23 protein-coding genes are annotated in these 26,847 nt (G+C 61.7%); 8 read left to right on the forward strand and 15 right to left on the reverse strand.

The genetic code is table 11. From position 1 onward, the window contains the following. Positions 1–83: 83 nt before the first annotated feature. The 10 genes from AB1E34_RS08540 to AB1E34_RS08585 form a co-directional block, all read right to left on the reverse strand. Positions 84–2,000, reverse strand: coding sequence for a beta-galactosidase (locus AB1E34_RS08540; protein ID WP_372571913.1), 1,917 nt, complete (start codon positions 1,998–2,000; stop codon positions 84–86). Next, a complete protein-coding gene (locus tag AB1E34_RS08545) occupies positions 1,997–2,857 on the reverse strand; it encodes an SMP-30/gluconolactonase/LRE family protein (RefSeq protein WP_372571914.1) in 861 nt (286 codons plus the stop codon). The genes AB1E34_RS08540 and AB1E34_RS08545 overlap by 4 nt, the downstream gene beginning before the upstream one ends. Beyond that, positions 2,857–3,459 carry a 2-dehydro-3-deoxy-6-phosphogalactonate aldolase gene (locus AB1E34_RS08550; protein ID WP_372571915.1) on the reverse strand — a complete coding sequence of 201 codons (603 nt, stop codon included), beginning with the start codon at positions 3,457–3,459 and terminating at the stop codon, positions 2,857–2,859. Before AB1E34_RS08550 ends, AB1E34_RS08545 begins: the two co-directional genes overlap by 1 nt. A gap of 1 nt (position 3,460) precedes the next feature. Next, positions 3,461–4,354, reverse strand: coding sequence for a 2-dehydro-3-deoxygalactonokinase (locus tag AB1E34_RS08555; protein ID WP_372571916.1), 894 nt, complete (start codon positions 4,352–4,354; stop codon positions 3,461–3,463). 3 nt (positions 4,355–4,357) lie between these two features. Then, complete coding sequence (locus AB1E34_RS08560; RefSeq protein WP_372571917.1) at positions 4,358–5,119, reverse strand: SDR family NAD(P)-dependent oxidoreductase; 762 nt, start codon at positions 5,117–5,119, stop codon at positions 4,358–4,360. A gap of 81 nt (positions 5,120–5,200) precedes the next feature. Continuing rightward, positions 5,201–6,907: an IlvD/Edd family dehydratase gene (locus AB1E34_RS08565; RefSeq protein ID WP_372571918.1), complete on the reverse strand. Its 1,707-nt coding sequence runs from the start codon at positions 6,905–6,907 to the stop codon at positions 5,201–5,203. Then, complete coding sequence (locus AB1E34_RS08570) at positions 6,904–8,991, reverse strand: alpha-galactosidase (protein ID WP_372571919.1); 2,088 nt, start codon at positions 8,989–8,991, stop codon at positions 6,904–6,906. Before AB1E34_RS08570 ends, AB1E34_RS08565 begins: the two co-directional genes overlap by 4 nt. After that, complete coding sequence (locus tag AB1E34_RS08575) at positions 8,991–9,839, reverse strand: carbohydrate ABC transporter permease (protein ID WP_372571920.1); 849 nt, start codon at positions 9,837–9,839, stop codon at positions 8,991–8,993. Before AB1E34_RS08575 ends, AB1E34_RS08570 begins: the two co-directional genes overlap by 1 nt. Positions 9,840–9,842: 3 nt before the next feature. Beyond that, complete coding sequence (locus tag AB1E34_RS08580) at positions 9,843–10,775, reverse strand: carbohydrate ABC transporter permease (protein ID WP_372571921.1); 933 nt, start codon at positions 10,773–10,775, stop codon at positions 9,843–9,845. A gap of 95 nt (positions 10,776–10,870) precedes the next feature. Continuing rightward, positions 10,871–12,127, reverse strand: coding sequence for an ABC transporter substrate-binding protein (locus tag AB1E34_RS08585; RefSeq protein WP_372571922.1), 1,257 nt, complete (start codon positions 12,125–12,127; stop codon positions 10,871–10,873). 138 nt (positions 12,128–12,265) lie between these two features. Here AB1E34_RS08585 and AB1E34_RS08590 point away from each other — a divergent pair, with 138 nt between their 5' ends. Both AB1E34_RS08590 and AB1E34_RS08595 read left to right on the forward strand, forming a co-directional pair. Further along, on the forward strand, positions 12,266–13,060 hold the full coding sequence (locus tag AB1E34_RS08590; RefSeq protein ID WP_372571923.1) for an IclR family transcriptional regulator: 795 nt from the start codon (positions 12,266–12,268) through the stop codon (positions 13,058–13,060). Next, the gene (locus AB1E34_RS08595; RefSeq protein WP_372571924.1) at positions 13,057–14,115 is read left to right on the forward strand and encodes an ABC transporter ATP-binding protein; all 1,059 of its coding nucleotides are present in this window, start codon (positions 13,057–13,059) and stop codon (positions 14,113–14,115) included. Before AB1E34_RS08590 ends, AB1E34_RS08595 begins: the two co-directional genes overlap by 4 nt. A 90-nt stretch (positions 14,116–14,205) precedes the next feature. Here the strand turns inward: AB1E34_RS08595 and AB1E34_RS08600 are convergent, their stop codons facing one another. The 4 genes from AB1E34_RS08600 to AB1E34_RS08615 all read right to left on the reverse strand — a co-directional run bounded on the left by AB1E34_RS08600 (position 14,206) and on the right by AB1E34_RS08615 (position 16,795). After that, positions 14,206–14,691 carry an SRPBCC family protein gene (locus AB1E34_RS08600; protein ID WP_372571925.1) on the reverse strand — a complete coding sequence of 162 codons (486 nt, stop codon included), beginning with the start codon at positions 14,689–14,691 and terminating at the stop codon, positions 14,206–14,208. Then, on the reverse strand, positions 14,684–15,022 hold the full coding sequence (locus AB1E34_RS08605; RefSeq protein ID WP_372571926.1) for an ArsR/SmtB family transcription factor: 339 nt from the start codon (positions 15,020–15,022) through the stop codon (positions 14,684–14,686). The genes AB1E34_RS08600 and AB1E34_RS08605 overlap by 8 nt, the downstream gene beginning before the upstream one ends. A gap of 120 nt (positions 15,023–15,142) precedes the next feature. Continuing rightward, positions 15,143–16,249: a saccharopine dehydrogenase family protein gene (locus AB1E34_RS08610; protein WP_372571927.1), complete on the reverse strand. Its 1,107-nt coding sequence runs from the start codon at positions 16,247–16,249 to the stop codon at positions 15,143–15,145. Positions 16,250–16,366: 117 nt separating this feature from the next. Beyond that, positions 16,367–16,795, reverse strand: coding sequence for an Lrp/AsnC family transcriptional regulator (locus AB1E34_RS08615; protein ID WP_372571928.1), 429 nt, complete (start codon positions 16,793–16,795; stop codon positions 16,367–16,369). A 174-nt stretch (positions 16,796–16,969) separates the two neighbouring features. On the opposite strand from AB1E34_RS08615, the gene AB1E34_RS08620 reads away from it, so the two are divergent. From AB1E34_RS08620 to AB1E34_RS08630, 3 genes are all read left to right on the forward strand, one after another. Next, positions 16,970–18,037 carry a manganese-dependent inorganic pyrophosphatase gene (locus tag AB1E34_RS08620; protein WP_372571929.1) on the forward strand — a complete coding sequence of 356 codons (1,068 nt, stop codon included), beginning with the start codon at positions 16,970–16,972 and terminating at the stop codon, positions 18,035–18,037. Positions 18,038–18,154: 117 nt separating this feature from the next. Then, on the forward strand, positions 18,155–20,338 hold the full coding sequence (locus AB1E34_RS08625; RefSeq protein WP_372571930.1) for a thiamine pyrophosphate-dependent enzyme: 2,184 nt from the start codon (positions 18,155–18,157) through the stop codon (positions 20,336–20,338). Beyond that, entirely contained in the window at positions 20,335–21,366 is a 1,032-nt protein-coding gene (locus tag AB1E34_RS08630; protein WP_372571931.1) for an ACP S-malonyltransferase, read from the forward strand. Before AB1E34_RS08625 ends, AB1E34_RS08630 begins: the two co-directional genes overlap by 4 nt. Positions 21,367–21,443: 77 nt before the next feature. Here the strand turns inward: AB1E34_RS08630 and AB1E34_RS08635 are convergent, their stop codons facing one another. After that, entirely contained in the window at positions 21,444–23,456 is a 2,013-nt protein-coding gene (locus AB1E34_RS08635) for a heparinase II/III domain-containing protein (protein WP_372571932.1), read from the reverse strand. Positions 23,457–23,660: 204 nt separating this feature from the next. On the opposite strand from AB1E34_RS08635, the gene AB1E34_RS08640 reads away from it, so the two are divergent. The 3 genes from AB1E34_RS08640 (at position 23,661) to AB1E34_RS08650 (ending at position 26,794) form a co-directional block, all read left to right on the forward strand. Next, complete coding sequence (locus AB1E34_RS08640) at positions 23,661–24,674, forward strand: C4-dicarboxylate TRAP transporter substrate-binding protein (RefSeq protein WP_372571933.1); 1,014 nt, start codon at positions 23,661–23,663, stop codon at positions 24,672–24,674. A 76-nt stretch (positions 24,675–24,750) separates the two neighbouring features. Further along, the gene (locus AB1E34_RS08645) at positions 24,751–25,383 is read left to right on the forward strand and encodes a TRAP transporter small permease subunit (protein WP_372571965.1); all 633 of its coding nucleotides are present in this window, start codon (positions 24,751–24,753) and stop codon (positions 25,381–25,383) included. Between the two features lie 10 nt (positions 25,384–25,393). Beyond that, on the forward strand, positions 25,394–26,794 hold the full coding sequence (locus AB1E34_RS08650; RefSeq protein ID WP_372571934.1) for a TRAP transporter large permease: 1,401 nt from the start codon (positions 25,394–25,396) through the stop codon (positions 26,792–26,794). Positions 26,795–26,847 lie beyond the last annotated feature (53 nt).

Consider the following 26,847-nt stretch of genomic DNA (forward strand, 5'->3'; position numbering starts at 1 on the left):
CCATGGGACGCGCAAAGAGAACAATGCCTGCGAGGATGGGCGATCATCGCCCACCGGTCAATATCACCCGTCACCAAGACCCGTCAGAGAACCCTTGCGCCATCCTTCCAGACCGCCACGCCGCAGGGTTCAAGCTGCGCGCCGTTCCACTCCACCGCATGGGCATTGTAGTTCACCGCAAAGCGATGCGCGCCCATGTCACGCAAGCGCAGACCCTCGGGCAAACGCATGACGGCTAGCCCCGCGCGACCAGCCGCCTGTTCGACGATCCGGTCCCAAAGCGCCTCATCCGGGAAGGCCCCGAGATAGCTGAGCCCTCCGCTGCTCATCAGCACGGGCGCGCCCGCGTCAGACCTTAGCAGCACCTTGGCGGTGCCGCTCAACTGCTCCTGCCAGTGGATCACCTGCCCGCCGCCAGACACTGCGCGGGTATGATCTGGGGGTAGCGACTCGACCAGATCGATATGCACGTCCAATCCCGCCACGCCGGGGCGGCCCGTTTCAGGCACTTGGTATTCCTCGGTGATCGCCCCGCTGCGCGGTCCCAGCACCACCTGCGCGCCCGACGCGCTGAGCGCCGCGCTAAGATCAGGCGGCAGAACCGCCAGTCCCGGCGCAAGGATCAGGTCATAGCCGTCGAAATCGCGCTGCCGCGAGGGCAGGAAATCAACCGAAAGCCCCGCGCGGCGCAGCGCCTTATAGGCCGACAGGATCAGGTTGAAATAGTTAAACCCCGCCCCCTGCGGCTGCGCTGCCCAGGCCCAGTCCGACGGATAGTCGAACAGGATCGCCACCTGCACCTGCGTCTGTGTCAGATCGCCCAGCTTTGCCAGATCACCAGCCACCTGCGCGGCTTCATCCGCTCCGACCGCGTCGCGGCCATCAGGCTGCAAGAGGCCGGCGTGATATTGCTCCTGCGCAAACGGGGCCTGCCGCCAGCGGAAATAGCTGACCACCTCGGCCCCGTGCGCCACTGCCTCCAGCGACCAGAGCCGGACCATTCCCGGCAGTGGCGCGGGATTATAAGGTGCCCAGTTCACCGGGCCGGGCTGCTGCTCCATCACCCACCAGCGCCCGCGCCCCACGGCGCGGTAGAGATCGTGGTGCATCGCCTGCATGTCGGGATCGCCCTGCTGCAGAAAGGCCAGCTTGTGCGCCGCGTCCTCGTCCAGCCGGTCGGACAGGAACCCGATCGGATAGCTGTCCCAACTGGCGATATCCAGATCATCGCCGACCTCGAAATGATCGAATTCCAGCACCCGGCCCATGTAATTATGGATCAACGGCGCGTTGGTATGGGCCTTCAGCACTTCGGCCTGCGCCCGGTTGAAGCGCACCACTTGATCCGAACTGTAGCGCCGGAAGGCCAGCACATGCGACGGGTTCGGATCAGTCACTGTGAGGTTGGGCAGATCAACCTCGTCAAAGGTGCCATATTCCATCGACCAGAACACATTGCCCCAAGCGCGGTTCAACGCCGCAACATCACCATAACGCGCGGTCAGCCAGTTGCGGAACCCGCGGCGCGCGGCCTCGCTATAGCTTAGCGTCGTGTCATGGCAGCCATATTCATTATCGATCTGCCACGCCGCGACATGAGGGTTATTCGCATAGCGCCGAGCGAGGATCTCGGTGATCCGCACGCATTCGTCCAGATACCCGGCATGGCTGAAGCAATAATGCCGCCGCGACCCGAACTTGCGCGGCTTGCCATCCGCATCCACGGTCAGCATGTCCGGGTGTCGGTCGATCATCCAGCGCGGCGGCGTCGCAGTAGGCGTACCCAGCACCACCTTGAGCCCTGCCGCACCCAGCACCTCAATGGCGCGATCCAGCCAATCGAGCTGCAACTGCCCTGGCACGGGCTCGATCCGACTCCAGGCGAACTCACCGATGCGCACCCATGTCAGGCCCATTTCAACCATGCGCGCGGCATCCTCGGCCCAACGCTCTTTCGGCCAGTGTTCAGGATAGTAACAGACGCCCAGTTCCGGTCTCATAAGATCACCTGATACTCGGCGCGGCCCCGGCCCACGTCTTCCGCCACAAAAGTCATGCCGTTTTCCGGCTCGGTTCGCAGCCTCTTCGCGTCAATCCCGTGCCGCGCGGTGGTGCAGTAGAGATCGCGAAACTCCGGCCCGCCAAAGCCGGGGCAGGACGTATGCCGCCCGCCAAAGCGCACCGCCTTTAGGAAAGTGCCCAAGGGCGAATAGGCCGCCACACGGTTCGCGCCCCATTGGGCAATCCAGACATTGCCATCCTCATCCACCACCGCACCGTCAGGGTTCAGACCATCCACGCGCAGGTCCAGAAACACATGTGGCTCGCCTTCGGGCCAGCCGCTCTCCGCCTCCAAAGGTTGGCGCATCACCTGACTTGTTGCGGTATCTGTGTAGTAAGCGCAGCGACGGTCCGGCGCGAAGCAGATCGCGTTCGAGATCGTGACATCCGGGACCAGCTGCCGCAGCTCACCGCGATAGAAGCGATAGATCGCGCCAGCGCCCTGCTCGGCCTGCTTGCCCATCGTCCCGATCCAGAATCCGCCCCACGGATCCGCCCGCCCGTCATTCGAGCGCGTCACTTGATTCTCGGCCTCAAGCGCCACCACCAGATCGCGCGTACCGCTCTGCAGGTCGAACCGCCAGAGGCCGGTTTCAGACGCGATCAGCAGCGTCTCGCGGTCCACCCAGCCTGCGGCCGAGACATACTCGTCAAACTGCCAATCCCGCGCGCCATCCCCGTCGCGCGTCATTAGCCGCTTGCCGAGGACGTCGAACCAGAAGAGTTGTTGGCGCTTCGGATGCCAGAGCGGCCCTTCGCCCAACGCGCAGGGGCGGTCGTCGAAAACCCGGCTCATCAGATGGCCTCGTCATACGCCGCCACGATATCGGCCGCGCGGGCGCTGACATCAGTCACCGACATGCCGGGCTTGAACAGGGCCGAACCGATGCCGAACCCGTCGGCGCTCGCCGCGACCCATTCTCCGAAATTCTCCGGTCCCGCGCCGCCCACGGCATAGACCTGCGTACCGGCGGGCAGGATGGCGCGCATCGCCTTCAATCCGCCGGGTCCCGCCATATTGCCGGGGAACAGTTTCAAACCGCTGGCCCCGGCCTTGAGCGCGGCAAAGGCCTCTGTCGGGGTGAAGATACCCGGCCAGCTTTCCAGCCCCAGCGCCCGGCTGCGCGCGATCACCTCGGTATCGCAATTGGGCGAGACGATGAGCTTGCCGCCCGCATCGGCCACCTGTTCGACCTGGTCCACCGTCAGCACGGTTCCGGCGCCGATCAGCGCCCGGTCGCCGCAGGCGCGCGCCATGTCAGCAATGCTTTGCAACGGGTTTGGCGAGTTTAGCGGCACCTCGATCCGGGTGATCCCGGCAGAGATCAGCGCTTCGCTCATGGGGATAGCATCCTGCGGGTCAAGACCGCGCAGGATCGCGATAATAGCTCGTTCCATTTCAGTGCTCCAGCAGTTTCCGAGCTGCATTCAACCCGGCAAGTGTCATTTGTTGGCCATCCGCGATCGTCGCCGGGACACCCTGTAACTCCAGTGCCTTGGCGTATATTGCGGACATCTGTGATGCGCCTATCAGGGCGATCTGTTGACCCAGCCAATAGGGTCGTGCAGCGGCCAGTTCCGCCCCGATCAGCAGACCAGAGAGGCGGGCGCGGGACACCGCACCGTCGGTCGCCTCCAGCAGATCGCTGGCGCGGATGCCAAAAAGCCGCGCCGCCATGCTTTCGGGTTTCGACAATGTCGTCTCGACCGCCTCGCGAAAGATCTCGTCATCCCAGCCCTCGCCCACAGAATGGCGCAGGACCGAAGATTTCGACAGCAGATCGAACATCTCGCCGGTCATGAAGGTCTGGAAACTGACCACTTCGCCCGCGCTCACATGCACCCATTTGGAATGGGTGCCGGGCAGGCAGATCACCCCGTCCCAATCCTTGTTGAGTGCCAAGAATCCGGCGATCTGGGTTTCCTCGCCGCGCATCACATCCGCCGGTTTGGCTTGTTTCAGGCCGGGCACCACATAGGCCCGAAGGCGCGGGTCAGTCCCCGGCACCCGTATCGGCGCACCCGAGAGCGGCGCAACCGGGACCGTGGCATAAGGTGCCTCGACCCAGCCCTGCCGCGCACCAACCATGCCACAGGCGATCACGTCAACCGGGGTGTCATCCAACCAGTCCGCCGCTAGTTCCAGCAACGCACCCTGAAACTCGGACCGTGCCAGTCGGCCCATGCCTTTGTCCGAACGGGCTTCGCCCACGGCGCGCGTGCCCTGCATGGCCCAGACCCGCAAGTGCGAGGTGCCCCAGTCGACCGCGATCCATTCGGCTTCGACGCTCATATCCTATCCCGTCACCACAACGCCGCCATCCACGACCATACATTGGCTTGTCATCATCCGGCTGGCATCAGAGGCCAGATACAGCACCGGCCCGATCATGTCATCCGGCGTCAGATGCTCTTTCAGGCATTGCCGCTCCAGATGCGCCTCCAGCCCTTCGGGGGTGGCCCATTGATCAAGCTGCTTCTGAGTCAGAACCCAACCGGGTGCAAGCGCGTTAACGCGGATTTTCTGCGGCCCGAGCTCGCGCGCCAATGACCGCGTCATGCCGGTGATGCCCGCATTGGCGGTGGTATAGGCGGTGTAGCCTGCATTGCCCATCATGTAACTGATCGAGCTGAAATTGATGATTGAGCCGCCCTCCTGCATCTGCCGAGCGGCCTCCTTGCAGGCAAAGTAATAGGCTTTGAGGTTGATCGCCTGCATCCAGTCCCAAAAATCCGGCGTCGCCTCTTCCAGCGAGTGCCGCTTGTCATTGGCGGCGTTGTTGACCAACACCCGAATCGGTCCATGGGCATCCCCCGCCTGCCGCATGGTTTCCAGCAGCCGGTCGGTATCGGTGATGTCGCCCTGCATGAAAAGCGGCGCGCGGCCATGCTTTTCTTGCATTTCGGCCACGAATTCACTGGCATCCGAACGTCCGATAAAGGCGACATTGGCCCCTTGCCCCATGAACCCGTCGGTCAGCGACGCGCCAAGGCCCGAGCCGCCGCCGGTGATATAGACCGACGCGCCCTTCAGGTCCGGGTGTATAACTTGTGTCATTCGCTTACCTCTCAACTGAGCGGGAAGAAAACTCGAATTCTCTTCCCAAGATTTTTTGAAAAATCTTGTTTGCGGTTGGCATCAGTGGCTCTCCCGCGTGACCGGGCGCGTATCCTTGCCGACCAGAAAATCCAGATCGGCCCCCTGATCGGCCTGCAACACATGATCGACATACATCTTTGCATAGCCGCGCGTGTAATGCGGCGCAGGTGCGGCCCATTCGGCGCGGCGCTCCGCCAGCACCTCGTCGGATACCAGCAGTTCCAGCACCCCGTTCGCAGCTGACACCTTGATCCGGTCGCCCGTGCGCACCAGCGCCAGCGGTCCGCCTGCGGTCGCCTCAGGGCTGACATGCAGGATCACCGTGCCAAAGGCCGTGCCAGACATGCGCGCATCGCTGACTCGCACGATGTCGCGAACGCCTTTCTTCACCAGTTTGGCGGGGACCGGCATATCGCCAACCTCTGGCATACCGGGATAGCCTTTGGGCCCGCAATGCTTCAGCACGAGGATGGTGTTCTCATCCACCGGCAGGTCGTCGCGGTCGATATTGGCCTTCAGCTCTTCGATGGTCTCGAAAACATAGGCCTCGCCCTCATGCTCCAGCAGATGATCGCTGGCCGCTGAGGGTTTCACGATCGCGCCCTTGGGGGCCAGATTGCCGCGCAGCACCCGCAACCCGGCGGCAGGTTTGCGTGGGGCATCAAAGGGATAGATGACGTCGCGGTTATAGCATTCGGCCTCGCCGTAATAATGCGAGATGTCCTTGCCCATCACCGTATTGGCTGCGCGCAGCTTGTGGCTGAGCTCTTTCAGCACCACAGGCACGCCGCCCGCATAGCAGAAATCCTCCATCAGGTAGTTGCCCGACGGCATGCAGTTCACGAGCAGCGGGATCTCACCACCGATCTCGAAATCCTCCATGGTCAGGTCCACGCCGACCCGACCCGCCAGTGCCAGAAGATGCACCACCGCATTGGTTGAACCGCCAAGCGCAGCATTGGCCAGAATGGCGTTTTCAAAGCTCGCCTTGGTCAGCACATCCGAAAGTTTCAGCTCTTCCTCGACCATCTCGACGATGCGCTTGCCGGTCATATGCGCCAGTGCCATGCGCCGCGCATCAACCGCCGGTAGCGAGCCGTTCATCGGCAGCGCCAGGCCCATCGCCTCGGTCAGCGAGGACATGGTCGAGGCGGTGCCCATGGTCATGCAAACGCCCTTGGACCGGCTCATGCCAGATTCAGTTGCCATGAAATCCTTGAGCGTCATGTCGCCCGCCTTCACGTCCATTGCGAATTTGCGCACATCGGTGCCCGAGCCCAGATCGCGCCCCTTCCACTTGCCGTTCAGCATCGGGCCGGAACTGACCACGATGGTCGGCAGATCGACCGAGGCCGCGCCCATCAGCTGCCCCGGCGTGGTCTTGTCGCAGCCGCCCAACAGCACCACGCCGTCCATGCCATAGGCACGAATGCTCTCCTCCACATCCATCGACAGCAGGTTGCGGAAGAGCATCGCCGTGGGCTTCATCTGGGTCTCGCCCAGCGACATCACCGGGAATTCCACCGGGAAACCGCCCGCCTCCCACACACCGCGCTTCACCCCTTCGGCCAGTTCGCGCAGGCCCGAGTTGCAGGGCGTAAGTTCCGACCATGTGTTGCAGATGCCGATGACGGGTCGCCCGTCAAAGGCATGGTCGGGAAAACCCTGGTTCTTCATCCAGGACCGGCGGACAAAACCATCCTTGTCCAGCATGCCATACCAGCCGCGGTTGCGTCGCTCGCTCATAGTTTCTTGCCTTCGATCACCCACATGCTCTGTGGGAAGCTCCAGGGCAGGGTCAGCCCGTAGCTCATCAGATATTGCCCGCTCAGCGTCACGGGTTGTTGTTTCAGAACCGGATTGCCGCGCGACAGTGTCGGCGGCGCCTCGGCGGTGCGGCGCAGTTCGACCTGATAGAGCGCGTCCGCTTCCAGCCGCGTCAGCCGCAGCGGGCGTGGCGCGATCTGGGCCGAGGTGTCGGCCTTGCCTGCAAAGACCACGAAGCGCGAGCCATCGGTGGTTTGCTGCTGTTCGGCAATCACCGACGGATCGGGGCTGTCGAGCCGCAGGATATCGGCGTAATAGAGCCAGTCGCGATTGGCCTTCCACCACGCGGTCACGCCCTTCAGCACCGCCGCCTCGTCTTCGGTCAGTTCACGCGGGTCCATTTCGAACCCCATATGCCGCTGGGCGGCCACCCAGGCGCGAAAGCGGATGTCCAGCACGCGGCCCGAAGTGTGGCAGACCCGCGGGCCGACATGACTGCCCGTCACGGCCATGGGCAGGAAGATCGACGCGTTATGCTGGATGCGCAACCGCTCCAGCGCGTCGTTACTGTCGCTCAGCCAGACCCGCTGGGTGCGTTTGAGAATGCCGAAATCGATCCGACCGCCTCCGGAGGCGCAGCTTTCGATCTCCACATGTGGGAAATCGGCGCGCAGCCGGTCGATCAGCGCATAAGAGCCCCGCGTCTGCGCCGCGTCGGGCATGGGCAGAACGCGGTTATGGTCCCATTTGATATAGTCGATGTCGTGGCCCGACAGGATCGCCGCCATTCGCTCGTACAGGAACTCCCGCACCTCTGGCAGCGCCATGTTCAGCGCCTTCTGCTGACGGCCCAGGATCTGGTCCTCGCCCCCCAGCGCCCATTCCGGATGCGCCCGGTGGATCGAACTGTCGGGGTTGATCATCTCGGGCTCGAACCAGATGCCGAAGGTCATACCCAGCGAATGAACATGTTTGATCAGGGGGTCGAGACCATCGGGATACTTGCGCGGATCGACCTCCCAATCGGAAAGCGATGAGGTGTCGTCATCGCGCTGCCCGAACCAGCCATCATCCAGCACGAAGCGTTCCGCGCCCAGATCGGCGGCGCGTTCCGCGATGTCCTTCAACTCCGGCAGGTTGTGGTTGAAATAGACCGCTTCCCAGCAATTGTAGTGTACGGGCCGGGCGCGGTCGGGCTTGGGAAAGGCCACGATCCGGTCGCGCAGATGGCGCTGGAAGGCGACGGCGCAACCATTGATCCCGTCATTGGAGAACACCGCATAAAGCGGCGCGGTCTCGAACCGGGTGAGCGCGTCGCGCTCCATCCGTGCGGCCTGCCCGAACTGGATCTGGCGACGGCCATCGGGCAGTTCCTCGGCCACCATCCGGTGCCCGCCGGACCAACCGTAATGGAACCCATAGGCCTGCCCCTGCGCATTGGTCGCACCGCGCACCGGCACGATCAGGCCGGGGAAATGCTCATGCCCGGTGCGCCCCGTGCGGTTTTCGCGATAGCGGATTCCGGGCGACCATGCGGTGCGGTTCATCTGGAACTCACCACACCAGCGCCCGGCGAAATCCAGCATCTCGTCCGATAGCTGCGGGCCGGGGAAAACCGGCGCGCTGAGCCAGTGCAGCAGCACCGGGCGATCGGCCTCAAGCGAGGCCTGCGCCTCGATGATATGGGTCTTGGGATCGATCGAGAACCGAGCCTGATAGGTCAGCCGGTGCGCTTCGTCCCGATACGTCAGGACCAGATGACGCTCATCGACCTCTTCGCTTTCATAGCAGAACTTGGGTAACAGCGGCGTGCCGTCGCCGTCACGGACGATCAGTCCGGGCTGACCGGGGAAACTGCGCGTGGCCTCGGGACAAATCGACAATTCGGGGTTTGCATCCAGCATCCCCCCGGTCAGATCCAGCCCGTAAGCCATGAACAGCGTTTCCGCGCTTTCGCCATCCGGCAGACGCGGCCCGAAATACACAACTTCGGGAAGGTGCTCGCGATGGGCCGCGAGCACCAGAGATTGCCGCTCATCATGCAGCGACCATGTTCTTATCATTACTTGACGGCTCCGAGGGTGAGACCCGCGATAAAGTGTTTCTGCATCAGGAAGAACATCGCCACCGGCGGCAGCGCCGCTACGATGCTGCCTGCACTCATCAGGTGATACGCGGCTCGGAACTGCGCGTTGAAGCTGGTGATGCCCGCCGTGACCGGCTGGCTCTCGGCGCCTTGCGTCAGCACCACCGCCCAGAAATAGTCGTTCCAGATGAAGGTGAACATCAGCACGCTGAGCGCGGCCAGCGCCGGTTTCATCAGCGGCAGGACCACATACCAGAAGATCTTGATCTCGCTGATGCCTTCAACACGCGCCGCTTCGATCAGAGCAAAGGGCAGCGCCTTGATGAAGTTGCGCATGAACAACGTGCAGAAGCCGGTCTGGAACGCGATATGGAACAGCACGAGGCCCGTCTTGGTGTTATAAAGCCCCAGTTCCAGGGTCAGGTCGCGCACCGGCACCATCAGAATCTGGAACGGCACGAAGTTGCCCGCCACAAACATGAAGAAGATCCACAGGTTCGACTTGAACTTGTAGATGCCAAGGGCAAAGCCGGTCATCGAACTCAGCGCCACCGCCCCGATCACCGTGGGCACGGTGATCAGGATCGAGTTCAGCATGTAGCGCGGCATATCGCTGTTGAAAAAGACCTGTCCGTAATTGTGCATGAACTCGAAGGAGGACGGCAGACCCCAGTAGTTGGCGTTGACGAAATCCGCATCCGGTTTGACCGAGAAGAGCGCCACCGCCAGTAGCGGCCCCAGCCAGAGCAACAGGGCAACAGGCAACAGCGCCTTGTAGGTGATCTGGGCGGCTTGCGACTGTTTTTCGATTGGTGTGGGAAACATGGCTTAGTGTCCCTTCTCTTCGCGATACATCGACCACAGGAAGTAGACGATGAAGCACATCATGATCATGAACAGCACCACGGCGATAGCAGCGCCATAGCCCATGCGGAACCCGTATTCCGACAGCGCCACTTCGAACATGTAATAGGCCAGCACGCGGGACGACCCGAAGGGTCCGCCCTGGGTCATGACCGAGATCAGGTCAAAGGACCTGAGCGCGCCGATGATTGTCACCACGAACGCGATGAAGGTGGCGGGCCGCAATTGCGGCAGCACGATATACCACAGCATCTTGGCGCCTTTTGCGCCATCCAGACGCCCGGCCTCGATCTGTTCGGGATCGACCGCGTTCAGGCCGGTAAGATAGAGGATCATACAATAAGCGGTCTGCGGCCAGAGCCCTGCGGCAATGATGCCATAGGTTACCAGATGTTCATTGCCGAGTACGTTGATCGGCCCCAGGCCGAACACGCCGATCATCTGGTTCAGCAACCCGAAGGTGGGATCATAGAACCACGTGAACACGAGGCCCACGACAACCTGGCTGATCACAAAGGGGAAGAAGAACAGCGACTTGTACAGCCGGATGCCAAACACGGTCTGGTTCAGCAAGAGCGCAATGAACAGACCGGCAGGGATCGCCAGCAGATAAAGCACCAGCCAGATCAGGTTGTTCTTGAGCGAGACATAAAACGCATCGCGATCGACCCATTCATAGTACAGGTCCTCGTAGTTGCGCAGGCCGATATATTCCGCCTGCCCCAGCCCATCCCATTGATAAAGCGACAGGTTGAAGGACTGGAATACCGGGGCAATCACATAGACAACAAAGAACAGGATACCCGGCGCCAGAAACAGCCAGGGCGCAATGGCCTGTTGGTTGCGATGGAACCAGCTTTCGGGTTTATCGTCTAGGATATCGGTCGAGGCGGTCATGTCGGCCATCCCTCTGAAACGTGTGGGGTGCGACCGGCGGGTGCCCCGCCCGGCCGCGTTGTCAGGAACAGGATGGGGTTTTCACCCCATCTCGCTTACTTGTAGATACGACCGCGTGCGCGTTCGAGCTTGGAGAGGACCTTGTCGAGGCTGTCGGGCTTGACCATGAATTCCTGGAAGCCTTCCATCGACACTTTGGCCATTTCCGCCGGTGCATCGCGATCCCAGAACTGGGCCACGCCACCGGGGCTGTTTTCGCTCAGCATGACAAAGCCCTTCTGCAAGAACTTGTCGTCATCCACGGTGGATTTCGAGTTCACGGGCAGCTGGCCGAGGTTCTTGCCGTTGTTGATGATGGTCTGCTCCTCAGGCGAGGCGACAAAGCGCAGGAATTCGCGAGCCGCATCCTTGTTTTTGGCAGCGGACGGGATGTGGAACGTATCGGTCGGCGCGTCTTCCGCCTTTTCCACGCCCGGAGTGATCTCGACAAACTGGTAGAAGTCAAGCTGATCATCGGTCAGACCCGCATCGCGCAGCGGTGCCACGGCGAAGTTCCCCATCAGGTAGGCGGTCGCTTCACCATTGACCATGAAGGGCAGCGCTTCCTGCCAGCTGTAGGTCTGGTGGTTGTCGATGAACGCGCCCATGTCGATGAGCTCTTTCCAGTTCATGAACGTCTGCTTGACCCGGTCGTCTTCCCAGCTGATTTCGCCATTGGCCAGCTGGTTGTGGAAGTCATAGCCATTGGTGCGCATGTTCAGGTAGTCGAACCAGCCACCGGCGGTCCACAGGAACTTGGTGCCGATTGTATAGCAGGCGCGGCCCGATGCGACGATCTTTTCGCAATTGGCCTTTTCCTCTTCCCAGGTGGTCGGCTCGCTCAGGCCCAGCTCGTCAAAGATGTCTTTGCGATAATACACGCCCCACTGGTAGTAGGTATAGGGCACGCCCCACTGCTTGCCATCGATGGTCATCGCGCCTTTGGTCGACTTCAGATCGTCGGCGAACATCGGCTCTGCCCACAGATCTGACACATCCTCGAACAGACCCGCATCGACATAAGGCTTCATCCGGTTGGCGGCATACCAGGTTGCCACATCCGGTGCGTTGGCCGTCAGGAAGTTGCGGATCTGGGTCTTGTACGCTTCGCGGTCGATCACCGTGATTTCGATGTTGAGATCAGGGTTCTTCTCGCCAAAACGCGCGATCATCGCTTCCATTGTTGCGCGCGGCGCGGGGTTCGACGTGTCGAGAAAGATCGACAGATCGCCGCTGACTTGCGCCGAGGCCGGCGCCGACAATGCCGTGCAGGCGGCAAGAGCGGCCAAAGTCCGCTTCGTCATGGAATGCATGGTTTCCTCCCTGTAGCTTCCATTTGGTTCCATTATTTGAAACCGTGTTTTACATGTTGAAAACTACACATCATTCCGGCTAGTGTTGTCAACACCAATCCTGCGGGAGGGCAGGAGCAAGGGAGGAGACGTCACCGCATGTCAGGGGACGGTACAGTTGGCAAAGCATGTGATGTGCTGGACCTTGTAGCAAGGTTCAATCGCCCTGTGCGCTTTGGCGAATTGCTCGATCACAGCCCGTTCCCCAAGGCCACGCTCTACCGCTTTCTGCAGACCCTCACGAATCAGGGCATGCTCAGCTACGATCCCGATCGGCAATCTTATGCGCTGGGAATCAGGCTGGTGCGGCTGGCCCATGCTGCCTGGACCCATAGCTCGCTGGCACCTATCGCGCGGCCGCATCTGGATGCGCTCAGTCGCGATCTGGGCGAAACCGTGCATCTGGCGCAGCTTGATGCCAGCCAGGTGCTTTATGTCGACAAACGCAACGCGGACGACCCGGTCGAGATGTACTCGCAGGCCGGTAAAGTCGGCCCGGCCTATTGCACCGGCGTCGGCAAGGCGATGCTTGCCTTCCTGCCCGACGAGGCGCTGAACCGGGCGATCCAGCAGCAGAGCTTTCACCGGTTTACCCCCCATACGCTGGCCTCGGAATCAGCGCTGCGCACCGAACTCGCAGCGATTCGCGACCGTGGTTATGCCTTCGACCGCGAAGAGCATGAACCCGGCATTATCTGCATCGCCGCCCCGATTCTGACTCCAGGCGGGCGCATGCTGGGCGCGATGTCGATCACCGGCCCCACCAGCCGGACCGACCTGAAAACACTCGAAGACTGGGCCCCGCGCGTGCGACAGGCCGCTGATGACATTGGGCGCGAGGCACAAGCCTGGCGCTTTCCGGAAACACTTCACAAAGAGGCGATGGCGACATGACAGGTGTGACGCTGGAAGGCGCAATCAAGCGCTATGGACAAACCCAGGTGATCCATGGGGTCGATCTGCAAATCGAGGATGGCGAGTTCTGTGTCTTTGTCGGCCCCTCGGGCTGCGGCAAATCCACCTTGCTGCGGATGATCGCGGGGCTTGAGGAAACCTCGGATGGCAAGATCAGCATCGGGCAACGCGACGTGACCCATCTGGACCCGGCCAAGCGCGGCGTGGCGATGGTGTTCCAGACCTACGCGCTTTATCCGCATATGACGGTGGCCGAAAACATGGGCTTCGGCCTCAAAATGAACGGCGTCGCCAAGGCCGAGATCGACAAGAAGGTGCAGGAGGCCTCGGACATCCTGAAACTCGGCCCCTATTTGAAACGCAAGCCCAAGGCCATGTCGGGCGGCCAGCGCCAGCGGGTCGCCATCGGCCGCGCCATCGTGCGCGGACCCGACGTGTTCCTGTTTGACGAACCGCTGTCGAACCTGGATGCGGAATTGCGGGTCGAGATGCGGGTTGAAATCGCCCGCCTGCACAAGGAAATCGGCGCCACGATGATCTATGTGACCCACGACCAGGTCGAGGCGATGACCATGGCCGACAAGATCGTGGTGCTGCGCGACGGGCGTATCGAACAGGTTGGCGCGCCGCTTGAGCTCTACCGCAATCCCGATAACCGCTTTGTCGCGGGTTTCATCGGCTCGCCCTCGATGAACTTCCTTGATTGTGACGTGGTCGACGGCAAGCTGACCCACCCGGCGCTGTCCGCACCGCTGGATCCGCCTGCGCCGATCCCGGCCGGGGCCAGCAAGATCACGCTGGGCCTGCGCCCCGAACATATCGGCTTGGACCGCAGCGGCGATGCGCTGTCGGTGGACCTGACCGAGGCGCTTGGCGGTGTCTCTTACAGCTACCTGACTGCAGCCAACGGTGACAAGCTGATCGTCGAGGAACGTGACGATGAACGCAGTGCCGAAGGCAGCCGCGTCAGCCTGACCCTGCGGCCAGAGCGCGCAATGATCTTCGACTCAGAAAGCGGCGCCCGCATTCGATAGCCCGTTACCTGGCACGGGCGGTCAGCCCGTGCCGCCTCTTGCCAGCGCCGCAACCCGGCGTGGCAAGTTCGCATGGCTCCACGGCGCGCGTCATACTCTCTTTGTCAGTAGGCTTTCGAGCTTGTCGATGGCCTGACCCCAACCGCCCGCTCCGGCGGACCCTTCCGGCACGCCAATGTGAACCATCGTCATAATGGTCTTTCCGTCGACCTCGTTAAGTTCAACGATGACCTCGGTGATATCTGGATGACCTTGCGGCATGCCCATGCTCTGGGGCGAGATGATGACCCCATCCGCGTCACACATGCTTTCAGTGTAGACAAGCCGCGAAGGGGGCGTGATCTCTTTATAAACGCCGGTGAACCACATGCTCATTGAGCGCTCTGGCGAGGTCATTTCCATGCAGATTTTCCTTACGCCCCCCACCACGACATGCATTTTTGCGGTCGGCACACTCATCCCCATCGGCCCGTACCACGTCTTGAACAGATCCGGATCGGTCCACATCTGCCAGACAAGGTCGATGGGGGCATCGAATTCCCGCTCGATCTTTACCCAAGCTTGCTGATCAGTCATCTTTGCTATCCCTCATTGCTTCTATCACCCTGTCCATCGCGTCGAACCGGGCTTCCCAGATGGGACGGTATCGATCGGCCCAATTCGCGACGTCCTCCAGAGGCCTTGCATTCAACGTGCAAGGCCGAAACTGAGCATCTTTCCCACGTGTGATGAGCTCGGCTTTTTCCAGAACCCGTATGTGTTTGGAGATGGCAGGCAAACTCATCTCAAATGGCTGGGCGAGCATGTTCACCGTCGCCTCTCCCTGCGCGAGCCGCGCAAGAATTGCGCGTCGGGTTGGATTGGCCAAAGCCGCAAAGACAGCATCAAGTTTTTGAGAGTCACTCATGTGGGCAGTGTATAAACCAGATGGTTAATTAATCAACTTGTTTATTACAGGACAAAGCGGCCCATTGCTGACAAAAAGAGTGAACTTCACCCCCAAGAGGCGCGAAAAATCAGGTCGCCATTACGCCGCAGCGTTCTGCCGTGTCACGTCGCCGACCCGATAAAGCTGCCCGAACTCGGTCTGCAGGTACGCCTGCAGCGGCACCTGTTCCTGCCGGACGAAGCCTGATTGCGGCAATTGACCGGTGCGCATCAGGTCAACCACGCCCAGCACCCCGGCGGCGGTGGTCACCTGGATGGCGCTCCAGACCCGGCCATCGATTTCACGGGCGAAAGACTTGTTGATATAGCTCTGCTCAAGCAACTGCCCGTCCTTCAGCCCCTTGGCAGTGCAATATACCAGCACCACATCCTGATCGGTGCGCGGCAGGGCGGCCTCGAAAATCTCTTTCAGCAGATCGCGCCGCCGCTCCAGCCCGAGATCATTGAGCAGCAGCTTCAGGATATCGCGGTGCCCCGGATAGCGGATCGAGCGGTAAGAGACTGCACGCGCCTGTCCCTCCAGCGTTTCCGGCAAAGTGCCCAGCCCGCCGGAGGTGTTGAAACACTCATATTCCACGCCGTCATGGCCCAGCAATTCGTAATCTTCCAGCGGCGCAGTCTTGACCCGCGCGCCATTCACAATGGCATCGCAGGGATTGCAATATTCATTGATCAACCCGTCGGTGGACCAGGTCAGGTTGTATTTTAGCGCGTTGGTCGGGAAGAGCGGTAGCGCGCCGACCCGCATATGCAGGCTGTCCAGTTCATCGAACCCCGCCGCCAGCGCCGCACCTGCGATGCCGACAAACCCGGGCGCCAGACCGCATTGCGGCATGAACGCCGTGTGACTGTCCCGCGCCAGATCGCGCACGGCCTGTGTGGCCGCGACATCTTCGGTCAGGTCGAAATAATGCGCGCCCGCCTGCTGCGCCGCCCTGGCAATCACCGGCGTCAGAAAGAACGGTGCCGCCGAGATCACCGCATCGAAGCCGTTCAGCGCCTCGGCCAACGCCTTCGGGTCATCGGCATCAATCTGCATTGTGGGCAGCCCAGCCCGGTTCAGCGTGCCCAAAGCGGCCAGATCGCGATCGGCCACCGTAACCGCATAATTGCGCGATCCGTTCAGTAGAGTGGCGATCATCCGCCCGATTTTGCCCGCCCCAACGATACAGATATTCCAACGCATGGCCTGCCTCCGATCTCTTTCCTCAAGAGTCTGGGGAAAAACCTGTTCGGAGTGTAGGGCGCAGAGTGTCGGAATGACTCATCGTGCCGTCATATCGGCGGAATTATCGTCGTTTCGTCAGGAGCGATCTATCTTGCGACCAAACACCACCGATGTGTTGGTCCGCTGCACGCCGGGAATGCGCGCCAGTTCGTCGACCAGCACATCCAGATCTTCGATCCGCGGTGCCTCGGCCGACAAAAGCAGATCGAAATCCCCATTGATCGACAGGCACAGCTTGACCTCCGGATAGGCCTCCAACCGTTTGATGATACGAGTGGTTTCCTGCTGCTGCACTTCCAGCATCACGATGACCTGCACCTTGCCACCCTCTTCTGGGTCGCGCAGCACGACCGAGTATCCGGCGATCACACCGCGCGCCTCCATCTTGGTGATACGTTCATGTACGGTGGTGCGCGCCACGCCAAGCTGACCCGCTATCGCGGTGGTCGATTGCCGCGCATTGTGGCGCAGTGCGGCGATGATCTTGCGGTCGAGTTGATCCATCCTCAATCCATAGCGCCCTGCGCAGATGAGGCAAAGGCGCGTCTGCGGCCTGATACCGATCCAGCACAGCTTTGAGTTTAGCCGTCCGGGCAAAAGAACGGTTTCGATTGCAACCCGTTCTCTTTCCCACAAAGATCGGGTCAACCGCTTGGCAATACAGGATGGAGGGTTTCAATGAGTGTTTTTGCTGCGAAACTGGCGCTAGGTCTAGGCTTACTTGCCCTATTCGGCACCGTCCAGGCCAAAGCCTCGGAACAGGATCCCGTTCCACAGCCTGCGCTGAATTATCTCAAGTCCCAGTTAGCAAGCCGCGACGGCCTGATCTGGACCGGGCATACAAACCCCGATACCGACACGCTGGCTGGCAGCATGCTTGCAGCCTATATTCACGGCGGCCAGCCCGGGCTTCCGAGTCCGCTCAATCCGGAATCCCGCTTTGTGATCGATCAATGCGACGCCGATGAGCCAACGGTCATCAAGGATTTTTCAGGGGTGGCCGTCGGGCTGGTTGATTTCAATCAGAGCACCCAACTGCCTCCCGGTATCGATCCGGACATGATCGCAGCGATTATCGATCACCACGCGATCGGCGGCTCACCAATCAACATCCCGGATGTCATCAGCATCGAGATCAGGCCCTGGGGGTCGACTGCAACGATCCTGGCGGATCACGCCCAGATGCTTGATATCGAACTGCCAGTTCCGCTGGCCTGCGTTGGGATGGCTGCTATCCTTTCGGATACGGTCAACCTGACCTCACCGACCACGACCGACTACGACAGAGCCTATGTGAAGGCCCTCGCGGCGCGTGCGGGCATCGACGACATCAACGCCTTCGCAGAAAGCATGCTGCTCGCAAAATCCGATCTGAGCGGGCTGTCGGCGGCAGACATCGTTCTGCTCGATTACAAGGATTTCGAGTTCGGTGGCAAAAAAGTCGGCATCGGCGTGGCCGAAACCCTGACGGCCCAACAGTTGATCGACCGGCGCTATCAGCTCAAGACCGCAATCGAAGCACAGAAGAAAGACAGCGGTCTCGATCACCTGATCTTTGCGATCGTCGATACCCGTGATCAAAGATCCTATCTGCTCTGGGGTGATGATGCGGACATGAATGTCGCCATCGCAGCCTTTGGCGGGGAGGTGGCGGATGACATGCTGCAGGCGGATGGCGTGATTTCGCGCAAGCGCCAGATCGGACCCGCCATTCAAAGGGCGGTGGAAAGTCAAAGCGGCGATTAATGGTCCCAAACGGGCCTTCTATTCCATTTCCTCATAGGTGCATTCCACAAGATCGGTTTCGATCCACCGCGTGGCTTCTTATGTTGACCCGCGAAGCGGGATGCACAAGGACACCAGATGGACCGCGCCGACATCGTCGATCAGGCCTTTCGCCAGAGGCTGGCCTCCGGTGATCTGCCACCGGGCCAACCTGCGCAAGGGCCACTCTCGGACACGCAGGCGGTGGCGATCTTTCGCGCCCAGTGCCTCAGCCGCAATCTCGACCGCCGCTCGCGCAAGATGCAGGCCGAGGGGCAAGGGTACTACACGATCGGCTCATCCGGGCATGAGGGCATGGCCGCCGTCGCCGCCGCGCTGCGCCCCGACGACATGGCGTTTCTGCATTACCGCGACGGCGCGTTCCAATGCATGCGCAGCCAGCAGGTGCCTGGGGTCACGCCCACATGGGACATTCTGCTCAGCTTTGCCACCGCGATGGACGATCCGATCAGCGGCGGGCGGCACAAGGTGCTGGGCTCACACCCTTTGCTGATCCCGCCGCAGACCTCGACCATCGCCAGCCACCTGCCCAAGGCGGTTGGTGCGGCCTATTCCGTCGGCCTTGCCAAGCGCCACCCGCCCGAACACCGGATACTGGCCGAGGATAGCCTGGTGATGTGTTCCTTCGGCGATGCTTCGGCCAATCACTCCACCGCGCAAGGTGCCCTCAACACCGCCGCCTGGACCGCCTATCAGTCGACCCCGCTGCCGCTGCTGTTTGTCTGCGAGGATAACGGCATCGGCATCTCGACCCGTACGCCACGCGGCTGGGTGGCGGCGAATTTCCACAACCGACCGGGGTTAAAGTATTTCCATGCCGACGGGCTCGACCTCTACGATACCTACCGCGTCGCCCTTGAGGCCGCCGAGTATACCCGCCGCCTGCGCAAACCCGCCTTCCTGCATCTGAGCCTCGTGCGGCTTTACGGCCATGCCGGATCGGATCTGCAACAGGCCTATCTGCCCAAACAGGTGTTTGAAGGCTGGGAGGGCGACGATCCTTTGCTGCATTCTGCCCGCCTGCTGATCCAGCACGACATCCTGAGTGCTGATGAGGTGCTGGCGATCTACCAGCAGACGGAGGACCAATGTACCCGCATCGCCGCTGAAGTCGTCACCCGCCCCCGCCTGCAAACGGCTGAGCAGGTGATGGTCTCGTTGATCCCGCCACTGCGCATATGCGCGCCCAGAAACGGGCCATCAGACGAGGCGCGGCAAGCGGCCTTCGGCTCGGACCACAAACAGCTGGGCACGCCACAGACTATGAACAAGCTCATCAACTGGGCGCTCACCGATCTGATGCTGAAACATGATGAGATCGTGATGATGGGCGAGGATGTGGGCACCAAGGGCGGCGTCTATGGCGTCACGCAAAAACTGATCGACCGGTTCGGCCCAGACCGGATGATCGACACGTTGCTGGACGAACAATCCATCCTCGGGCTGGCCATCGGCATGGCCCATAACGGTTTCGTCCCGATCCCCGAGATTCAGTTCCTCGCCTATCTGCACAACGCCGAGGATCAGCTGCGCGGCGAAGCCGCGACCCTGCCCTTCTTCAGCCAAGGCCAATTCACCAACCCGATGCTGATCCGCATCGCGGGCCTCGGTTATCAAAAGGGGTTCGGCGGCCATTTCCACAATGACAACTCGCTGGCCGTGCTGCGCGACATTCCGGGACTGATCATCGCCTGCCCCTCGCGCGGGGATGACGCGGCGATGATGATGCGCGAATGCGTCCGGCTGGCACGGGAAGAACAGCGCGTGGTGGTGATGGTCGAACCCATCGCGCTTTATCCCATGCGCGACCTGATGGAGGAGAAAGACGGTGGTTGGATGACCCCCTACCCTGCTCCCGACCGCCGTATCGGATTGGGCGAGGTGGGCGTGACGGGCGAGGGCCCACTGGCGATCCTCACCTACGGCAATGGCCGCTATCTGAGCACTCAGGCCGCCCATGACCTCGCGGCGCAGGGCATCGAAACCCGCGTGATCGACCTGCGCTGGATCGCGCCGCTGCCGGTTGCGGGCATCCTGGCCGCGCTAGAAGGCGCGCAGAAAGTGCTGATCGTCGATGAATGCCGACAAACCGGCAGCCTGTCGGAGGCGCTGATGGCGCTGCTGCAGGAACAGACCACCCTGCCCCATGCCCGCCTCGCCGCCGAGGACAGCTTCATTGCCACCGGCCCGGCCTATGCCGCCACCATGCCCTCGCGCGCGAGCATCGCCGAGGCCGCGCGCAGCCTGTGGAGCGGATCATGAAACAGACCGCCATCGTCGTTGCACCGGGGCGCGGCGCCTATAATCGCGAGGAACTCGGCTATCTCGCGCGCCACCATGGCGACAAGACATCATTGATCGAAGATTACGATGCCTATCGCCGCGCGCAGGGCCAGACGCCCATCAGTGACCTCGACAGCGCCGCGCGGTTTTCGGGCGCGGTGCATACGCGCGGCGACAATGCCTCGGCTCTGATCCATGCCTGCGCCTATAGCGATTTCCTGTCCATCGACCGCGACCGGTTCGAGATTATCGGTGTCACCGGCAATTCCATGGGTTGGTATATCGCCTTGACCTGCGCAGGTGCGCTCAGCCCAATGAACGGGTTGCGAGTGGTCAACACCATGGGCACGCTGATGCAGGAGCAGATGATCGGCGGGCAGCTGATCTATCCCTTTATGGATGCCAATTGGCAGGTGATCCCCGGTGCGCGCGCGAACACCCTCGCGAAAGTCGCTGAGATCGACGCCCGTGCCGATCACGTTCTGGACCTGTCGATTGATCTGGGCGGCATGCTCGTACTGGCCGGAAATTCCGCAGGGCTGACCGCATTCGAGGCCGAGATGCCCCGGCTGCAGGACCGTTTCCCAATGCGCCTGCCCAACCATGCGGGGTTTCACACCGCGCTTCAGGCCCCGGTGGCCGCTCTTGGCCAAAGCAAGCTGGGCCAGAGCCTGTTCGACCAACCCCAGCTTCCCCTGATCGACGGGCGGGGCGCGATCTGGCAGCCCAAATCCAACGAGCTGACTGCGTTGCGTGACTACACGTTGGGCCATCAGGTGACCGAGACCTATGATTTCACCGCCGCCATCCGCACCGCAGCGCGTGAGTTCATGCCGGACGTTTTCATCATCCTAGGTCCCGGCACGACCCTTGGCGGTGCCACAGCACAAAGCCTGATCCTGTCGGCTTGGCGTGGCTGGACCGGCAAAGCCAGCGTACAAATGTCAGAACCACCTCTGCTTCTGTCGATGGGCCGCGCGGATCAGCGTGACCGGGTGCTGGGCTAGCCGGGTCGGACCGGGCGCCAGCCAGGACATTCATCGCTTTGCCAACCTCTTGCAGGTCTCCTCGGCATCCGATTCGCTCAGTCGCCGCCTCTCGGGGCGGGATTGGTGAGTGTCGCCGCCAGCCTCCAGTCGTCAAGCCGCGCCACCCGTGGAACATACAAGTCTACCTGGGCCGGGTCGCTCAGGATCAGCACGGCGATCCGGCGCGGGGATTGCTGTGCCTCCACCGAGACCATCAGCCGCTGGATGCCTGCATTGGGGTTCTGCGCGCCACATTCGGCGTTGTAATCCGTGTCGCAGGGATTGGCCGATCGCAGCTCGAACCGTGCATCGGCCGGCGACAGAATAAGCGCCGTCATCTCCTTGCCCCCCTGCTTCAAAACCGCCTGCGCGCCGTCCAGACTGACCTCTGCTTTGGTATGCATGGTCCATGCCACCTGCTCGACAACCGCGCTGGTGAGCTCATCCTGTATCAGCACCGCCCTGTCGTTTATCAGAGCCACGCCGCGCCGGATCGCGCCGGGTGCCGCACCGTAAGCGTCGGACAGATCGGCAATGGCGAAGGTGAACCCGGGGACCTGTGAGAAATCCTCAACAAAGGCGCGCGACGTCACCTGCTGGTTGGCCCTCTCAAAGGTCAAGGTATTCTGACCGATGGTCGCAGTCCGGTAATAGTCGAACCGGTTCGACGTGAAATACCCCGGCAACTGGTAATTCCCCAGCCCCAGATCGATTGCCCACCGCACCCCTTTGGCATCAATCACAAATGTGCCTGCATCGAGGTTGTTGTGATGGCTTTGCAGCGGGCCGGCCTTGAACCCCACAAATGTCGCATCGGGATCGTTCCAGGCCGAGCGTATGGCCACCAGCCCCCTGCCTCCGAACCACAGCGCTTTCGGCTCGCGCACCTGCGGGCTGATACCGGTGCCATAGCGCCAGAGCAGATTGAACGCGGGATGGGACGATTCCGGTGCGTCTGAGCCGTGCCAGTCATAGTCGGGCCGCCCGAACCGGTGCGCGAGCCAGGACAGGGCCACTGGATCGGTCACCGTGTCGCTGTCGCCATAGTTGAACAGCAATCCGGTGGGTCCGGTCATATGCAGTAGGTAGTCGCCGAACCCCGGCAGGCCGGCCGCCTCGGACAGGTCGAAATCATGGTCCAAAACGCTGTCCAGCGCAGTCACGAGGATCGCGGTATCACGGGCGGACAAAGCGCCATACATCGGCCCTTCGGGCCATGCGCCATCAGGCGCGAACAGCGCCAGACCGTTTCGCAGCGAGATCTGCGCACGCTCGATCACCTGCGCGGCCAGCTCGGGCACCGCTTCGGACACGGCCAGGGCCGCAACGATCAGCCCGGTATTGCACACGATGTTCCAGTTGAACGAGGCCACCGGCCAGGTGATATCTGACGTTGCCGTCCCGTCAGGCAAAGTGGCGGGCACCGCGACAGGGGGCACCCAATCCTGCGGCCGGGTCCAGCCGGTATCGAAATATTGTTGGTCCTTGTCATAGATCGCCATACCAGGCTTTAGCGCATAGTTGACAAGAGCGGCCTGTATCACCTGTTGCTCCTGGTCCGTGAGCGCGTCACCCAGCCAGCTATATCCCAGCGCCACCGCCAGGGTGATCCGGCTCAGGCCCAGGAAATGCGCCGGGTACCAGCTGTTCAATTGCGCCAGCCCCAGCAATTCGTCCCGGCCGCGCGCGGCATAGCGGTCCTCACCGGTGAGGCGCCAGGCCATCGCAATCGCCGTCAGGCGTTCGACCGCCTTCTCGCTCATCCCGTGCAGCGCGGCGGGGTCGTCCTTGTAGGTGGTGTGGAATTCCTCCGCGATCGTCGGCTCGTCCAGATAAGACCGTGCCGCAGCGATCAGAACATCATGGTCGCGCGCGATTGCCGGATGGCGCTGCCGTAACTCTTCCAGACGGGCCAGCGCGGCATCGTTGAGTATGATCTGCGGAACGCCAGCCCCAGCGCCCCGCGCGACGTCCTGCGTCTCGGTCTGAGCCTGCAGCCGGGGGGCCGCCCCTGCAAACGGCAAGAAGAACATCGCCGCCAAAAAAACGGTCAAGCTGCTGCGGAGCATTCCGATTTCCTTGTGTTGATGCCGACAATACCGACCGGTCACTTGCCGTCAATGGCCCGCCCAAGGCCAACTCCCGGCTAAATTTGCCCTGCGGATTTCCGCAGGCAACCGCCCAGGGCGTGCGCGGATTCCTTCCTTGCAAAGAGGCGCGGCAATCTCGATGCTGCCCTTCATCGCATTCGAGCGCTTCTGGGAGGAACCATCATGCGCAATTATCTGACCGGGACGGCTGTTGCCGCCCTGACCCTTGCCTTTGCAGGCGAAGCTCTGGCCACCGAGTGGAATGTCTCGCTATGGGGCAAACGACGGGCCTTTACCGAACATGTCGAGAAGCTGGCCGAGCTGGTCAATGAAAAGACCGGCGGAGAGTTCACCCTGAATATCAGCTATGGCGGGCTTTCGAAGAACCGCGAGAACCTGGACGGGATCGAGATCGGCGCCTTCGAGATGGCGCAGTTCTGCGCCGGCTACCACCGCGACAAGAACCCGTCGATCACGGTACTGGAACTGCCGTTTCTGGGCGTGAACTCGCTGGAGCAAGAGATCGATCTGTCGATGGCGGTCTATCAGCACCCCGCCACGGTCGAGGATCTGGCGCGTTGGAACGCCACACTGCTGATGCCCTCGCCGCTGCCGCAATACAATCTGGTCGGCGTGGGTGACGCGCCCAGCTCAGTATCGGACTTCGAAGGGCTGAACGTGCGCGCCACCGGTGGTATCGGTGCCGCGATGGAGACCGTGGGCGCGGTGCCGACCTCGATGTCAGCCACCGAAGTGCGTCAGGCGATGGATAGCGGCGTGGTCAAGGCTGTGGCCTTCGCCCCTCACGCGCATATGTCCTTTGGTACCATCGAAAACGGCACGTGGTGGACCACCAATCTCAACCCCGGCACGGTGAACTGCCCGGTCGTGGTGAACACCGACGCGCTGAACGACCTGTCCGATGAGCATCGCGAAGCGCTGCTGGGCTCGGTCGAGGAATCGCTGACTCATTACGTGGACAACTACAACAACAACACAATGAGCGCCTGGGGTCCCGCCATGGAAGAGCGCGGCATCACGCAGGTGACGTTCTCGGATGACGAGATCGCCGCCTTCAAAGAAGCCGCCGCTGCCCCGGCTGCCGCTGCCTGGATCGAAGAGAACAGTGCCCGCGGTCTGCCAGCGCAGGAGCTTTATGACCTCGTGACCGGCATGATCGCCGAGGGCAACAGCTAAGGCATTTGCCCCGCGCCCGGATATGGCGCGGGGCTACTCCAAGCCGCCACTCACACCACCGGAAGGAACGCCCGTCATGGCCGGTTCGTCTCTTGTGCTTTCCGATCACAGCCTGCTCAGCCGCATCGACCAGCGCCTCTATCGTCTGGAGAAGGTGCTGGCGCTGCTGAGCGGTCTTGCCGTGTTCTCGCTGATGCTGCTTGCGGTGGTGTCGGTGGGCGGGCGCAACCTGTTCAACCAGCCACTGCCCGGCTATGTGGACTGGATCGAACAGGCGATGCCACTGATCGCCTTCATGGGGATTTCTTACACCCAGCGCGATGGCGGTCATATCCGAATGGATATGATCGTCGGCAAGCTGCGGGGGCGTATGCATTATCTGGTCGAGTTCGTCACCACGTTGGCGATCCTGATCCTGATGGCGCTGCTGGTCTGGGGCAGCTGGGCGCATTTCTCGCGCAGCTTTGATTTCGGTGCGCCCTTGTGGAGTCGCGACAGCTCGATGGATATCGCTCTGCCGATCTGGCCCGCCAAGCTGCTGGCACCCGTGGCGTTCGGGGTGCTTTGCTTGCGGCTGGTGCTGCAGCTGATCGCCTATGGCCGGGCCTTCCGCAACAACGATCCCAAACCAGTGGCGGTGCCACTCATCGCTGATGCCGCGACGCAAGCCGCGATGGAGGCCGAGCATGTCTCGGCCCATGACAAATAGGTAGCTGAGCATGGAACCGATTGAAATTGGCCTGATCGTATCGGGCGGCATGCTGGTGCTGGTCGTGCTGGGAATGCGGGTGGCCTTTGCCGCGGGTCTCGCAGGGCTGGTCGGGCTGATCTGGATCTTCTGGGCCAAGTTCGGTTATGACCCCGGACGGTTTGGCAAGGCCGTCACTGTGGCGGTCAAGACCGCGGGGCAAGTGCCGCATTCCAAGATCTCGTCACAGGCGCTGTCGCTGATCCCCACCTTCATCCTGATTGGCTACCTTGCCTATTACGCAGGCCTGACCAAGGCGCTGTTCGAGGCTGCCAAACGCTGGCTGGCCTGGGTGCCGGGCGGTCTGGCCGTGTCCACAGTCTTTGCCACTGCGGGCTTTGCGGCGGTGTCCGGTGCCTCGGTTGCCACCTCTGCGGTCTTTGCCCGCATCGCCATCCCCGAGATGCTCAAGATCGGCTATGACAAGCGCTTCGCGGCGGGTGTCGTGGCGGCGGGCGGCACGCTGGCCTCGCTGATTCCGCCTTCGGCCATTCTGGTGATCTATGCGATTATCGTGGAACAGGATGTGGGCAAGCTCTTGTTGGCGGGCTTCATCCCCGGCGCGTTTTCTGCGCTGATCTACGGGCTGCTGATCATCGGTATGGCGCTGACAATCAAAGGTTTTGGCCCGCCTGTCTCGGGCTTTACCTGGCGTGAGCGGTTCGTGTCGCTACCCCCGGCTTTGCCCATTCTGTTCGTCGTCGTGACCATCATCTTCTTCGTCTACAACCCCTTTGGCGGTGATGCCTGGGGCACGCCCACCGAGGGCGGCGCGATCGGGGCCTTTGTGGTCTTCCTGATGGCGCTCTATCGCGGCATGCGATGGGCCGAACTGAAGGACGCCCTGCTGGAAACCGCCAAGCTTAGCGTGATGATCTTCACCATCATCTGGGGCGTGCTGATCTATGTGCGCTTCCTGGGCTTTGCCGATCTGCCGGGTGCTTTTGCCGACTGGATTACCTCGCTGACCATGTCGCCAATGCTGATCCTGGTCTGCATCCTGCTGGCTTATGCGGTGTTGGGCATGTTCATGGACGCGATCGGCATGCTGCTGTTGACCCTGCCCGTAGTCTACCCGGCGGTGATGGCTCTGAACGGCGGCGAGGCGGTGTCGGCGGCCGAAAGCACTTTTGGCATGAGCGGGCCGATGTGTGCGATCTGGTTCGGGATATTGGTGGTGAAAATGGCCGAGTTCTGCCTGATCACCCCGCCCATTGGCCTCAACTGTTTCGTGGTGGCCGGCGTGCGCGACGACCTGAGCGTGCAGGATGTTTTCAAGGGCGTGACCCCCTTCTTCATCGCTGATGCGATCACTATCGCCTTGCTGGTGTCCTTCCCGGCCATTGTGCTGTGGCTGCCCAGTCAAGTGTGAGAAGAAACAGGATCTTTTTGGGTCAGGTTGAATAGGTGCAAATCCGATATGCG

Source organism: Ruegeria jejuensis, from assembly GCF_041537905.1.
Lineage (GTDB): Bacteria > Pseudomonadota > Alphaproteobacteria > Rhodobacterales > Rhodobacteraceae > Ruegeria_C.

Coding starts and splice junctions, on each gene's coding strand:
- AB1E34_RS08565 (WP_372571918.1), bottom strand. CDS start 6,907: ATGAGCGAGCGACGCAACCGCGGCTGGTATGGCATGCTGGACAAGGAT.
- AB1E34_RS08600 (WP_372571925.1), bottom strand. CDS start 14,691: ATGACTGATCAGCAAGCTTGGGTAAAGATCGAGCGGGAATTCGATGCC.
- AB1E34_RS08580 (WP_372571921.1), bottom strand. CDS start 10,775: ATGACCGCCTCGACCGATATCCTAGACGATAAACCCGAAAGCTGGTTC.
- AB1E34_RS08645 (WP_372571965.1), top strand. CDS start 24,751: ATGGCCGGTTCGTCTCTTGTGCTTTCCGATCACAGCCTGCTCAGCCGC.
- AB1E34_RS08630 (WP_372571931.1), top strand. CDS start 20,335: ATGAAACAGACCGCCATCGTCGTTGCACCGGGGCGCGGCGCCTATAAT.
- AB1E34_RS08650 (WP_372571934.1), top strand. CDS start 25,394: ATGGAACCGATTGAAATTGGCCTGATCGTATCGGGCGGCATGCTGGTG.
- AB1E34_RS08595 (WP_372571924.1), top strand. CDS start 13,057: ATGACAGGTGTGACGCTGGAAGGCGCAATCAAGCGCTATGGACAAACC.
- AB1E34_RS08545 (WP_372571914.1), bottom strand. CDS start 2,857: ATGAGCCGGGTTTTCGACGACCGCCCCTGCGCGTTGGGCGAAGGGCCG.
- AB1E34_RS08585 (WP_372571922.1), bottom strand. CDS start 12,127: ATGCATTCCATGACGAAGCGGACTTTGGCCGCTCTTGCCGCCTGCACG.
- AB1E34_RS08615 (WP_372571928.1), bottom strand. CDS start 16,795: ATGGATCAACTCGACCGCAAGATCATCGCCGCACTGCGCCACAATGCG.
- AB1E34_RS08555 (WP_372571916.1), bottom strand. CDS start 4,354: ATGAGCGTCGAAGCCGAATGGATCGCGGTCGACTGGGGCACCTCGCAC.
- AB1E34_RS08610 (WP_372571927.1), bottom strand. CDS start 16,249: ATGCGTTGGAATATCTGTATCGTTGGGGCGGGCAAAATCGGGCGGATG.
- AB1E34_RS08640 (WP_372571933.1), top strand. CDS start 23,661: ATGCGCAATTATCTGACCGGGACGGCTGTTGCCGCCCTGACCCTTGCC.
- AB1E34_RS08540 (WP_372571913.1), bottom strand. CDS start 2,000: ATGAGACCGGAACTGGGCGTCTGTTACTATCCTGAACACTGGCCGAAA.
- AB1E34_RS08575 (WP_372571920.1), bottom strand. CDS start 9,839: ATGTTTCCCACACCAATCGAAAAACAGTCGCAAGCCGCCCAGATCACC.
- AB1E34_RS08635 (WP_372571932.1), bottom strand. CDS start 23,456: ATGCTCCGCAGCAGCTTGACCGTTTTTTTGGCGGCGATGTTCTTCTTG.
- AB1E34_RS08570 (WP_372571919.1), bottom strand. CDS start 8,991: ATGATAAGAACATGGTCGCTGCATGATGAGCGGCAATCTCTGGTGCTC.
- AB1E34_RS08550 (WP_372571915.1), bottom strand. CDS start 3,459: ATGGAACGAGCTATTATCGCGATCCTGCGCGGTCTTGACCCGCAGGAT.
- AB1E34_RS08605 (WP_372571926.1), bottom strand. CDS start 15,022: ATGAGTGACTCTCAAAAACTTGATGCTGTCTTTGCGGCTTTGGCCAAT.
- AB1E34_RS08625 (WP_372571930.1), top strand. CDS start 18,155: ATGGACCGCGCCGACATCGTCGATCAGGCCTTTCGCCAGAGGCTGGCC.
- AB1E34_RS08620 (WP_372571929.1), top strand. CDS start 16,970: ATGAGTGTTTTTGCTGCGAAACTGGCGCTAGGTCTAGGCTTACTTGCC.
- AB1E34_RS08590 (WP_372571923.1), top strand. CDS start 12,266: ATGTCAGGGGACGGTACAGTTGGCAAAGCATGTGATGTGCTGGACCTT.
- AB1E34_RS08560 (WP_372571917.1), bottom strand. CDS start 5,119: ATGACACAAGTTATACACCCGGACCTGAAGGGCGCGTCGGTCTATATC.